The sequence below is a fragment of the Glycomyces dulcitolivorans genome (assembly GCF_003265355.1).
GTDB classification, from domain to species: domain Bacteria; phylum Actinomycetota; class Actinomycetes; order Mycobacteriales; family Micromonosporaceae; genus Glycomyces; species Glycomyces dulcitolivorans.
The window spans coordinates 1-11,882 of the sequence record NZ_QFRW01000329.1; the positions used below are offsets into that span (position 1 = coordinate 1).

12 protein-coding genes are annotated in these 11,882 nt (G+C 69.1%); 4 read left to right on the forward strand and 8 right to left on the reverse strand.

The genetic code is table 11. The annotated features are described in order from the left end of the window. From cydD to DI269_RS25610, 3 genes are all read right to left on the reverse strand, one after another. Positions 1-1,501 (reverse strand): thiol reductant ABC exporter subunit CydD (gene cydD, locus DI269_RS25600; protein WP_112141312.1); only part of this gene is annotated, 1,501 nt, incomplete at its 3' end. Next, a complete protein-coding gene (gene cydB, locus DI269_RS25605; RefSeq protein WP_112141314.1) occupies positions 1,498-2,511 on the reverse strand; it encodes a cytochrome d ubiquinol oxidase subunit II in 1,014 nt (337 codons plus the stop codon). The genes cydD and cydB, both read right to left, overlap by 4 nt. Positions 2,512-2,524: 13 nt before the next feature. Next, positions 2,525-3,931: a cytochrome ubiquinol oxidase subunit I gene (locus DI269_RS25610; protein ID WP_112141316.1), complete on the reverse strand. Its 1,407-nt coding sequence runs from the start codon at positions 3,929-3,931 to the stop codon at positions 2,525-2,527. Positions 3,932-4,080: 149 nt separating this feature from the next. Between DI269_RS25610 and proC the strand changes: the two genes are divergently transcribed. Both proC and DI269_RS25620 read left to right on the forward strand, forming a co-directional pair. Next, entirely contained in the window at positions 4,081-4,887 is an 807-nt protein-coding gene (gene proC, locus DI269_RS25615; RefSeq protein WP_112141318.1) for a pyrroline-5-carboxylate reductase, read from the forward strand. 41 nt (positions 4,888-4,928) lie between these two features. Further along, positions 4,929-5,342, forward strand: a complete 414-nt coding sequence (locus tag DI269_RS25620; RefSeq protein WP_232822903.1) for a GNAT family N-acetyltransferase — start codon at positions 4,929-4,931, stop codon at positions 5,340-5,342. 148 nt (positions 5,343-5,490) lie between these two features. Here the strand turns inward: DI269_RS25620 and DI269_RS25625 are convergent, their stop codons facing one another. The 5 genes from DI269_RS25625 to DI269_RS25645 all read right to left on the reverse strand — a co-directional run bounded on the left by DI269_RS25625 (position 5,491) and on the right by DI269_RS25645 (position 10,183). Beyond that, a complete protein-coding gene (locus tag DI269_RS25625) occupies positions 5,491-7,065 on the reverse strand; it encodes an endo-1,4-beta-xylanase (protein ID WP_112141320.1) in 1,575 nt (524 codons plus the stop codon). A gap of 240 nt (positions 7,066-7,305) precedes the next feature. Continuing rightward, on the reverse strand, positions 7,306-7,788 hold the full coding sequence (gene bfr, locus DI269_RS25630) for a bacterioferritin (protein WP_112141322.1): 483 nt from the start codon (positions 7,786-7,788) through the stop codon (positions 7,306-7,308). Between the two features lie 161 nt (positions 7,789-7,949). Next, complete coding sequence (locus tag DI269_RS25635; protein ID WP_112141324.1) at positions 7,950-8,135, reverse strand: (2Fe-2S)-binding protein; 186 nt, start codon at positions 8,133-8,135, stop codon at positions 7,950-7,952. A gap of 86 nt (positions 8,136-8,221) precedes the next feature. Beyond that, positions 8,222-9,232 (reverse strand): threonine aldolase family protein, encoded by a 1,011-nt coding sequence (locus tag DI269_RS25640; protein WP_408612333.1) that lies wholly within the window; start codon positions 9,230-9,232, stop codon positions 8,222-8,224. A 45-nt stretch (positions 9,233-9,277) separates the two neighbouring features. Then, complete coding sequence (locus DI269_RS25645) at positions 9,278-10,183, reverse strand: TY-Chap domain-containing protein (protein ID WP_112141328.1); 906 nt, start codon at positions 10,181-10,183, stop codon at positions 9,278-9,280. A 230-nt stretch (positions 10,184-10,413) separates the two neighbouring features. On the opposite strand from DI269_RS25645, the gene DI269_RS25650 reads away from it, so the two are divergent. After that, positions 10,414-11,085 carry a DUF3159 domain-containing protein gene (locus tag DI269_RS25650; protein WP_232822904.1) on the forward strand — a complete coding sequence of 224 codons (672 nt, stop codon included), beginning with the start codon at positions 10,414-10,416 and terminating at the stop codon, positions 11,083-11,085. Between the two features lie 98 nt (positions 11,086-11,183). Continuing rightward, positions 11,184-11,882: a Crp/Fnr family transcriptional regulator gene (locus DI269_RS25655; RefSeq protein ID WP_112141331.1), complete on the forward strand. Its 699-nt coding sequence runs from the start codon at positions 11,184-11,186 to the stop codon at positions 11,880-11,882.

Genomic DNA, 11,882 nt, shown 5'->3' on the forward strand with positions numbered 1-11,882 from the left:
CGACGCGGGCGGCCTCCCCGGCGGAGAGCCCGGCGCCGTTCGCGGCGACCCGGCGGCGCCCGTCCGGCGCGTGCGCGGCCGCGATCGCCTTGGCGACGGCGGGGTCGGAAGGCTCGTAGGGGACGGCGAGGCGCACGTTCTCGGCGACCGTGCCGTCAATGAGGACCGGTTTCTGCGGCAGCCACGAGATCGAGCGGCGGATCGCCTCCAGGTCGAGGCGGGTCAGGTCGGTGCCGTCGAAGGCGATCGAGCCGCCGATCGGGTGCCGGAAGCCCAGGAGCGAGGCGAGCAGCGTCGACTTGCCCGCGCCCGAGCGGGCGGTCAGGACCGTGGTCTGCGCGGCGGGCACCGTCAGGCTCAGCTCCGGCAGCGGGTCGCGGCCGGGATAACTAAAAACTGTGCGGCGGAACATGATCGTGGGCGCGCGGCGCAGCGGCGGCGCGATGTGCGGGGCGCTCGGCAGCGCGGCCGCGCCCGTGGGCTGCGGCTCCTCGGCCGGTTCGGCGCCTGCTTCGAGGGGCTCGGCGAGGATCGCGAAGACCTTCTCGGCGGCGGCGAGCCCTTCGGCGCTGGCGTGGTAGTGGACGCCGACGTTGCGCAGCGGCAGGTACGCCTCGGGGGCGAGGATGAGGACCAGCAGCGCGGTCTGGAGCCCGGCGGCCCCGGCGAGGCCGCCTTCGACCAGCTGGACGCCGACGGTGACCGCGACGACCGCGACCGACAGGGACGCGGCGAGTTCGAGGACGAGCGCGGAGCAGAACGCGACGCGCAGCAGCGACATCGAGCGGCGCCGGTACTCGCCGGTGGTGACCTGGATGGCCCCGGTCTGCTTGGCGGCGCGCCCGAACGCCTTGAGCGTGGGCAGCCCGGCGACGAGGTCGGCGAAGTGGTGCGCGAGCGCGGAGGTGGCCGCCCACTGGCGTTCGGCGCGGGCCTTCGTGTAGCGGCCGACGAGGATGCCGAACAGCGGGATCAGCGGCAGCGTCAGCACCACGACGAGCGCCGCGGGCGGGTAGGCGACGAGCATGACGACCAGGACGCCGACGGGAACGAGGGCGGCGAGGACGAGCTGCGGCAGGTAGCGCGCGAAGTAGGCGTCCAGGGCGTCGACGCCGCGGACGAGGAGCTGCGCGGTCTCGCCGGTGTGGCGGGTCCCCGAGGGCAGGCGCATGAGCCGTTCGAGGGCCTGGCGCCGCAGCCCGGACTTGACGCCGGCCGAGGCGCGGTTCGCGGCGGCCTCCTGCACGGAGGCGAGCAGGGCCCGCGCGGCGAGGACTCCGGCGAGTGCGATCAGTTGCGGCCCAAGGGAGGCGAGGTCCTCACCACCGGCGAAGGCCCCCGCGATGAGCGAGGCGATGAGCCAGGCCCCGGCGATGACGCACGCGGTCTGGGCCAGGCCGAGCCCGGCGCACACGCCGATGTAGACGGACGCGCCGCGGGCGCGGTGGAGCAGGCGCCGGTCGAAGGTGCCGGTCGTGGGTTTGGGAGCGAGCTGCGTCATGCGACGGGGATCCTCTCGTCCGGGATGCTCTCAACCGCGACCCGCTTGCGGAAGACCCAGTAGGTCCAGCCCTGGTACAGCAGGATGATCGGCAGGAAGACCACCGCGGCCCAGGTCATGATGCCGAGGGTCTTCTGCGTGGCGGACGCGTTCTCGACGGTGAGCGAGTTGGCGGCCTCGCCCGTGGACGGCAGGACGTCGGGCCACAGCGCGCAGAACAAAGCAGCGGACGCGAGTCCGATCGTCAGGGCGGTGGCCGCGAAGGCCCAGCCGCTGCGGTCCTTGAAGTCGAGCGCGAGCGCGGCGACGAGGGCGAGGACGGCGGCGATGATCAAGACGAGCGAAGCGCCGCTGCCGTGGGCCGCCTGGGTCCAGATCAGGAACGCCAGCGCGGGCACCGCGGTCGCAATCCCGAGCCTGAGGCCGAGGGAGCGGGCGCGGGCGGAGAGGTCGCCGGTGGTGCGCAGGTGCAGGAAGTACGCGCCGTGCGTGGCGAACAGGAGCAGCGTGGTGAGCCCGCCGAGAAGGGCGTAGCCGTTGAGCAGGCCCCAGATCGAACCGGTGTAGTCGAAGTTCGCGTCGAGCGGGACGCCGCGCACGATGTTGGCGACGACCGCGCCCCACAGGAACGCGGGCAGGGCCGAGCCGATGACGATGCACAGGTCCCAGCGGCGGCGCCACGCTGCGCTGTCGCCCTTGCCGCGGTACTCGAACGCGACGCCGCGGATGATGAGCCCGAGGAGGATCAGGAAGAACAGCAGGTAGAACCCGGAGAAGAGGCTGGCGTACCAGTGCGGGAAGGCCGCGAACATGGCGCCGCCGGCGGTGAGGACCCAGACCTCGTTGCCGTCCCAGACCGGGCCGATCGTGTTGATCACGGCGCGGCGCTCGCGGTCCTCGCGCCCGAGGACGGGCAGGAGCATCCCGACGCCGAAGTCGAAGCCTTCGAGGATGAAGTAGCCGGTGAAGAGCACGGCTATGGCGATGAACCAGATCGTCGTCAGTTCCATTGGGCGTCCTCGGCTAGTAGGCGAAGGCCATCGGCTTGTCGGGGTCGTCGGACGGGCTCGACGCGGCGAGCGCGTCCTCCTCGGGGGGCGGGCCGGCCTTCGCGAACTTGAAGAACAGCTTCAAGGCGACGACGGCGAGGATCAGGTACACGAGGGTGAAGCCGATGAGCGAGATCGCGACGGTGGCGGCGCCGACGCGCGGGGAGACGGCCTCGCTGGTCTGGTATAGGCCGAAGACGACCCACGGCTGGCGTCCCATCTCGGTGAAGATCCACCCGGAGCTGTTGGCGAGGAACGGGGTCAGGGCCATCCACATCGCGATGGGCCAGAACAGGCGGTGCTCGGGCAGGCGGCCGCGGCGGGTGAACCACCAGACGATGACGGCCATGGCCATGGCGAGGAGCCCGAAGCCGATCATGAACCGGAAGGACCAGTAGGTGAGCGGGATGTACGGGACGTAGTCGCCGGGTCCGAAGAGGTCGTTGTACTGGGCGTTGAGGTCGTTGATGCCTTCGACGCGGCCGCTGAAGGAGCCGGTGGCGAGGAACGACAGGAGCCCGGGGATCTCGATGATCGGCGTGCCGTGGCGCCCGTCCAGGGAGCCGATGGTGAGCACGGAGAACGGTGCGCTGTAGGTGGTCTGGTAGAGCGCTTCGGCGGCGGCCATCTTCATCGGCTGCGTCGCGGTCATGACCTTGCCGAGGGAGTCCCCGGACAGGGTCAGGCCGAGCCCGCCGATGAGGGTGGTGAGGACGCCCAAGCGCATCGCGGGGCGGTGCACGTCGAGGTCGTTGCGGTGCATGAAGTGGTAGCCGGAGACGGCGATGACGACGACGCCGGCGGTGAGCCAGGCGGCGAAGATCGTGTGCGGGAACGCGGCGAGCGCGACCGGGTTGGTGAGGACGGCGCCGAAGTCGGTGAGCTCGGCGCGTCCGGCGGTCTCGTTGAGCTGGTAGCCGACCGGGTTCTGCATGAACGCGTTGGCGGCGAGGATGAAGTACGCGGAGGCCATGGTGCCGAAGGCGACCAGCCAGATGCAGGCGAGGTGCAGGCCGGGCTTGAGGCGGTCCCAGCCGAAGATCCACACGCCGATGAACGTCGATTCGAGGAAGAACGCGACGAGCGCCTCGAACGCGAGCGGCGCCCCGAAGACGTCGCCGACGAAGCGCGAGTACGCCGACCAGTTCATGCCGAACTGGAACTCCTGGACGATGCCGGTGACCACGCCCATGGCGATGTTGATGAGGAAGAGCTTGCCCCAGAACTTGGTGGCGCGCAGGTACGCGGTCTTGCCGGTGGAGCGCCACATGGTCTGGAGGATCGCCACGATGAGCGAGAGGCCGATGGTGACGGGCACGAAGAGGAAGTGGTAGACGGTCGTGACGCCGAACTGGATCCGCGCCAAGTCGAGAACGTCCATAACGCCCCAATCGCCCGTTGAGTGCCTGAGTCCGATTATCGTGGCAGCTTGGGTGTTCCCGAGGGGACGAAACGCGCAATACATCTACTTTTCGCGTTGCCCGCCGGCGAGGCACAATCGGAGGGCAGCCGATTGCTTGAGGAGACGTGATGCGGAGAGTCGCAGTACTGGGCGCCGGGAAGATGGGGCAGGCCATCGTGTCGGGCCTGCTGCGCGCGGGTTGGCCGGCGGACTCGGTGGTCGCCACGGCCCGCAGCGCGGAGCGCGCGGCGGCGCTGCGCGAGCAGTACGGGGTCCGGGTGGAGCCGAACGCGGTCGCGGTCGCGGAGGCCGACGTCGTCGTGGTGGCGGTGAAGCCGCAGGACGCGGCCGCGCTGCTCGACGAGCTGTCGGGCGCGTTCCGATCCGACGCTCCCGTGGTGAGCATCTGCGCGGGACTTCCGGTGGCGTTCTTCGAGAAGCGGCTGCCTGACACGACGCCGGTGGTGCGGGCGATGCCGAACACTCCGGCGCTGGTCGACGAGGCGATGACGGTGCTTTCCCCCGGCACGCACGCGGACGCGCGGTGCCTGGCGGCGGTCGAGGAGCTGTTCAAGCCGCTCGGGCGCACGCTCGTGGTCGACGAGAAGCACCAGGACGCGGTCACCGCGATCTCGGGCTCGGGCCCGGCGTACTTCTACTACCTGGCCGAGGCGATGACCGAGGCCGGCGTCCTCATGGGACTGCCGCGGGACGTCAGCAAGGAGCTGGTGACGCAGACGGCCCTGGGTGCGGCCCGGATGCTGCGCGAGAGCGGCGACTCGCCGGTGGCGCTGCGCGAGGCGGTCGAGTCCCCGGCGGGGACGACGATCAGCGCGGTGCGGCAGCTGGAGAACCACCGGGCGCGGTCGGCGGTGACGGACGCGATCGAGGCGGCCCGGGACCGGGCGCGCGAGATCGCGGAGGAGTACGCGTAGTGGTTGATCTGCGGGAAATCAGAAGCGGACACTTCGCGGACTTGGACGGGCGGACCGTCTACAACCTGGCGCGGCTGCGGCAGGCGGTGTTCGTGGTCGAGCAGGAGTGCGCGTACCCCGACCTCGACGACGCGGACCTCGACCCGGCGACGGTCCACTTCTGGATTGACGGTGCTGACGGCGCCGCGGCATGCCTGCGGGTGCTGCGCGGCGACGGCGAGTGGAAGATCGGCCGCGTCTGCGCGGCGCTGTCGGAGCGCGGGACCGGCTTGAGCGCCAGGCTCATGCGCGCGGCGATGGACTCGCTGGGACCGGAGGTGGACGTGGTCCTCGGGGCGCAGACGTACGCGGCCGGGTTCTACCGGAAGTTCGGCTTCGCCGAGTACGGCGAGGAGTACCTGGAGGACGGCATCCCGCACATCATGATGCGACGCAAAGGAACGAATCCGAAATAACCGAAATATCCCCCCTAAGGGACCCCTGGTATCAAGTTTAAGCAGGGGGTCCGACAGAAACGCCCCCGTCGCGTTCACCCGTCCGAGCGACTCCGAAAGTGAGTCCGGGAGCGGGGCCCCGGATCTGTATGCCCCGCTCCCGGACGGCTCATGCGGGCGGCAGCTGCGTCGGGTCGACCACGCCCCAGTAGGCGGCCTTCGCCTGGAGGCGGTCGTCGAAGAACAGCGGCGCCTCGTGCGGGCGCGAGACCGGCCAGGACCGCAGCCACGAGACCGCGTCGTACAGGCCCCACATGGTCACCGACTCCAGCAGGTGCGCGCGCTCGCGCAGGACCTCGAACAGCTCCTTGTAGTACCAGCCCTGCGCGGCCAGCCGCTCGGGCGGCGTCGCAGGCAGGGACTCCTCCATGTAGTCCGAGACCGAGACGTCGAGCTCGGTCACGGTCTGGAGCACCCGCAGGCGCTTGAACGCGTCGATGGACTCGCCGAGGAGCTGCGGGTCCCGCTTGTAGTCGACGTGGGCCTGGTGGCCGACGCCGTCGATCGGGATCCGCTTGCGCTTGAGGTCCTGCACCAGGTTGTAGGTCGCCTCGCGCTTGTCGGGGAACTCGGTGTTGTAGTCGTTGAGGAAGAGCTTCACCTTGCGCGGCAGGACGCGGCGGGCGATCTTGAAGACCTCGCCGATGTAGGAGCCGCCGCCGAAGACCTCGTACCAGCGCGAGCGGCGCAGGCCGTCGGCCTGCTCGGGGTCGACGACCTCGTTGACGACGTCCCAGGCCCAGACGCGGTCGCCGTAGTGCGCGGCGATCGCGGTGACGTGCGCTTCGAAGCGGGCGAGCAGGAGCGCCCGGTGCGCGCTCGTGCTCTGGAGCGGGTTCCCGTCGGCGTCGAGGAACCACCAGGCGGGGGTCTGGTTGTGCCACAACAGGGTGTGGCCCCAGATGCGCATGCCGTGGGCCTCGGCGAAGGACACGACCTGGTCGGCCCGGTCGAAGGTGAAGACCCCTTCGGTGGGCTGGATCGCGTCGGGCTTCATCTGGTTGCCGGTGGTGACCTGCGCGAAGTGCTTCGCGAGGAGCTCACCGGGCTTGCCGACGACCTCGGGCGGCTCGACGGCGCAGCCGATCGGGAAGTCGCATTCGAGGAAGTCCTTGAGCGGGAGGAGGTCTTGGATCTCGGGCTCCTGGATGCGGGTGAGCGTGAAGTTGTCGACGAGGACCGGGGTCAGGCTGGACGCGGACTCGACGTAGAACTGGAGCCGGTCGGCGGCCTGGGTGATCGAGTACGTGCCGGTGAACTCGGTCCAGGCGTCGGGGGTGACGGCGGTGTTCCACTTGACCGACTCGTAGGCGGTCGACCCGGCGGCGTCGCGCTGCACGGTGGTCCGCAGGTCGGCCGCGTCGGTGCCGGAGGGCAGGCGCATGAGGACGCGCAGCTGGTAGCGGACGCCGACCTCGATGTGCGCGGTGATGTCGATGGCGGCGCCGTTCCAGGTGGCGGTGCGGCCCTCGACGAGGAGGTTCCCTTCGGCGTTCACCGAGAGGGCGACGGCGCCGCGGGCGTACCAGCCCTCGGTGGTGCCGGTGGAGAAGTCGGTGGCGAGCAGCAGGTCGTCGGCGTGCGCGGGGCTCGCGAACCCGAACGGCAGCACGGCGGCGCCGCCGGCGACGGCCGCGCCGGCGAGGACGGTGCGGCGGGTGGCGTGAGGGGAGGACTTCGACATGGACGCTCCTTTGCGGCATGAGGGGAAGCCGCGGCCGGGAGTCGGGGGTGCCGGCCGCGACTGGACGCTCCGAGTGAATTCCGAAACTCTCGGAAACTTTCATTCAAAGTATTGATATGTTACGATCCTTGCGTCGGCGCTGTCAAGGCGACGACCTACCACTGTGGCGGAGATGTGAGGGGCTCTGCCGCAAGAAGAAAGGGGGCCGGCGAAAGCCGGCCCCCTCCAAGCGCGCGTTCGCTACGCCTCTTCGGGCTGCTCGATGAGCGACTGGATGTACAGCGGCTCGCCGATCTTCTCCAGGATCTCAAGCTGCGTGTCCAGGTAGTCGATGTGGTGCTCCTCGTCCTTGAGGATCGACCCGAACAGGTCGCGCGAGATGTAGTCGCCGACCGACTCCATGTGCGCGATGCCGCGCTTGAGCCGGTCGATCGCCTCGACCTCGATCAGGCGGTCGCACTCGAAGACCTCTTTGATGTTGGTGCCGATGCGCAGCGGGGAGAGCCGCTGGTAGTTCGGCATGCCGTCGAGGAAGAGGATGCGGTCGGTGAGGATCTCGGCGTGGCGCATCTCGTCCATCGACTCGGCCCGCGTGTACTTCGCCAGCTTGGTGTAGCCCCAGTTCTCCTGGAGCTTGTAGTGCAGGAAGTACTGGTTGATCGCGGTCAGCTCCGCGGTCAGCTGCTCGTTGAGGAATTCGATGACCTGCTTGTCGCCCTGCATGGTGTGCCCTCCCGGTCTCATTGTCGCCGGTCGAGCGACCGGTGACCCCAGACTAGGACGATAAGTAGGGTGATTTCCAGCCAGGAATACCTAAAATAGGACAACCTATCCTAAGGGAGGACATCCTAAAGGGACGGGAAAATCCCGATAAAGCAGAGGGATCAGGCCGCGGCCGGGACCGAGTCCGTGAAGTAGCTCTCGATCATGTCGACCAGGCGCTCATGGCAGGTGCCGCAGCTGGTGCCGGCGTCGCACGCCTCGCCGATGGCCTCTTCGGTGTGCGCGCCAGCGCTGATGCAGGCGCGGACCTCGTTCTCGTGGACCGCGTGGCAGATGCAGGCGTACACGCACCGACCTCCGGCAGGTTAGGCAGGACTAATAAAGGCATGCCTAACCTACCTAACCGCCGGGCGATCGGCAACCGTCTCTTCGGTCACTTCCCGAGCAGCGTGCCCAGGACCTTCACCGCGTGCTCGATCCCGGCGTCGTCGACGTCCAGGTGCGTGAGCATCCGGCCCCAGTCGGGCCCGAGCACGGAGATCTTCACGCCCTGGTCGGCCGCGGCCGAGGCGACCTTGGCGATCTCGGGGACGCGCACGAGCACGATGTTGGTCTCCACCTGCGCGGCGTCGCAGATCCCGAACGGCTCCAGCGACCGGGCGAGGTGCTGCGCGCGGGCGTGGTCTTCGCCGAGGCGGTCGATGTGGTTCGCCAGCGCGTACCGCCCGGCCGCGGCGAGGAACCCGGCCTGGCGCATGCCGCCCCCGAGGCGCTTGCGGATGACGCGGGCGCGCTGGGCGCGTTCGGCGTCGGTGATGAGCAGCGAGCCGACGGGGGCGCCGAGGCCCTTGGAGAGGCAGACCGAGACGGTGTCGAACAGGCGCCCGTACTCGGCGAAGGGGACGCCGGTGGCGGCGTGGGCGTTCCAGATGCGGGCGCCGTCGAGGTGGAGGCCGAGGCCGTAGGCGTCGGCGAGTTCGCGCAGGCGCCGCATTTCCTCGACCGGCTGGACGGTGCCGCCGCCGATGTTGTGGGTGTTCTCCACGGCGATGGCGCGGGTGACGGTGACGTAGGGGTTGGGGCGGTTGATCAGGGGTTCGATGAGGGCGGCGTCGACACGGCCGTTCTCGCCGGCCCAGGTGCGGGTGGAGATCCCGCCGAGCGCGGCGGCGGCGCCCATCTCGAAGTTGACGACGTGCGCTTTGACGTCGCACAGGAGCTCTTCGCCGGGGCGGACGAGGAGCTGCAGGCCGATCTGGTTGGCCATGGAGCCGGTGGGGGTGAAGACGGCGGCCTCTTTGCCGAACAGCGCGGCGGCTTCGGCTTCGAGGGCGTTGACGGTGGGGTCCTCGCCGTAGACGTCGTCGCCGACGTCGGCGCACATCATGGCTTCGAGCATGCCCGGGGTCGGGCGGGTCACGGTGTCGGAACGGAGGTCGACGATCATGACCCGATTCTAGCCGCGCGGCTAGGAAGGCCGGCCGGTCTCCTAGTAGGGGTTCTCGCCGTTGCCGATGCCGAGGACCGGCAGGTACATGCGCTCGCCGTCGGCGGTGAAGCCGTCGTAGACGATGTCGAAGAGGTCCTGGATGCCGAAGGCCCGCAGGGCGTCCACCATCATGTGGGCGGCCTGGTTGGTGGCGGTGCGGTCGGTGGAGTTGAAGGTCCGCGACCAGTTCGGCTGGGAGCCGCTGGGGGCGCGGAAGCCCATGCTCGGCAGGTTCGACAGGCCGGAGCGCCAGTTGCCGCTCACGGCGGCGCTGGCCTCGACGCGCAGGCCGTCGTCGACGAACGCGGCGACGTACCGGGCGGACCAGTCGCCGGTGCGCAGGAGCACGGTCCCGGAGGTGTCCACCACCGGGACGTCGGCGGCCATGTCCTGCAAGAGCGAGCTGAGCCGCTCGGTGAACTCCCCCATGTCGTGGCACGCGGGCTCGGGAGGCCGGGAGCCGGTCCGCGCATAGGCGGACCACCCCGAGATATCGCCCTTGCCGATGGCATGGGCTTCAAGCTGCTCGAACAGATCCGGGGAGAGCAGCCGCAGGAGCACACCGCCGTGGAACCGGCGAAGATGAAGCTCGAAGATCAATCCATCCCGGTACCAGCGGATCCAGGGCCCGCCGTCGCCGCCGCGAACCTCGGGGGCGCCGAGCTCGGCCATCATGGTCCGGAGGACTTCCCGGAAGATGAGGGTGCGGTGGTTCTCACCCTGGCGGCCGCGTTCGGCGGACCGCAGGACCATGACCTCGATGGAGTAGAAGTCGGCGCGGCCGCTGACGGGAGTCTGGGGCGGGACGGAGTCGGCGATGGCGTTCCCGGTCTCGTAGCCGGTCTCGGCGCGCCACATGCCGATGTCGACTTCGGCGGACCGGACCTGCCAGCCGAGGTCGGTCATGGCCCGCGTCAGGTCTCCCTTGTTCCAGCGCCCGAAATCGGTTTTTCTGGCACGTCGGAGCAAGTCGACGAGTTGCGATTCGCTGATCCGATGTGTGCCGAGCATCCGGTACCGTGCCAATCCGTCCGTAGGTGGGGCTGCGGGCCTGAAGCCCGGCTGGCCACTGCGGTTAGGGTAGCCTTGCCTGAGATACCGAGTCGAGAGGTGAGGGTCGGGAGTTGACCGATACTGTGCGGCAAGACACGCTCGTCAGCCTACTAGGCGGCAAGCGCGGCGCCTTCGACGCCACCGCCCCGCTTGTGGTGTTCGTCCTCACCTGGCTTCTGACCGGCAATTCGGTCGCGTGGGCTGCTACGGCATCCCTCGTCTCAGCGGCCGCGATCGCGGCGGTGCGCCTCACCCAGAAGCAGAAACCACGGGCGGTGATCCTCGGCCTCCTCAGCGTCGCCGTCGCGGCCCTGATCGTCCTCTACACAGGACGCGCCCAGGACATCCTCCTCCCCCGCATCATCTCCAACGCCGCCAGCGCCCTCGTCTGGGCCGGCTTCATCGCCTTCCGCCGCCCCCTCCTCGGCCTCATCGTCGGCGGCCTCCTCGGCCAGCGCACCCAATGGCGCCTCGACCCCGCCCTCCTCCGCGCCTACTCCCTCGCGTCCTGGATCTGGGTCGCCATGTACACCCTCCGCGTCGCCGTCCTCACCCCGTTCTGGAACTCCGACAGCGACGACTTCGCCGTCATCGGAGGCGGCCTCGCCCAGGTGGTCCTCTCCTGGCCCCTCCTCGTCCTCTGCCTCATCGTCTCCGGCTGGGTCATCAAAGCGGCTCTCCCGAAGGACCACCCCGGCCTGAGGCACCCGGTGGTTCCGGCGGAGAACACCGAGACCGAGAAGTCCAACTCTTAACCAGGTTCCCTTCCGCCCCAAGCGAACCAGAATCCAGTCGGATTCCCGACACGTCGGCGTTTCAATGCGGCGATCTTGATGTGTGTACTTCTACACTCATGAAGATGAAGTGGTCAACAGATCATGTGCGGGAGCCGCTACTCACGGAAGCGGAGTACGACACTCTCGGCTCCGGGGTGCACCGGGTCTCGTACCCGAAGGGCTCGCTGCTGGTGCTCTTCGGCGACCATACGGACTTCGTCCTCTACCTGATCGACGGCTACGTCAAGTCCGTCCAGCGCGACCCCGACTGCATCCTCGGCATCCATTCGCCGGGGCGGTTCATCGGCGAGCTCGCGGCGCTGACGTCGAAGCCGCGATCGGCCGACCTGGTCACGCTCACCGAAATAACCGCGCTGTTCATTCCCGGGGACACCTTCCTGAAGCTCGTCACCGGCAACACACAGCTGGCTGCGGCGATGATGCGGCAATTGGGGGAACGTGTGCAGGACCTCGGCATCCGGGTCAAGTCGATCATCAACGCCGAACAGCAGCTCGCCCGGGCAGTGCTGGAGATTGTGCACTCCGGCATCGGAGAGGAGCGCCCCGACGGACTTGAGCTGATCGGGTTCAACCAGCGGGACCTGGCCTCTCTGTCGGGGATCTCCAGGGAGTCGGTCTCAGCAATCCTGAAGCCTCTCAAGGAGAGCGGTGCGGTCACCATCGGCCGAGGCCGCATCACCATCCACGACCTCACGCCGTTCGAGGTCATCGCCCAGCGCGTCGATCACGCGCTTTTACCTGGACGCGCCACGTGA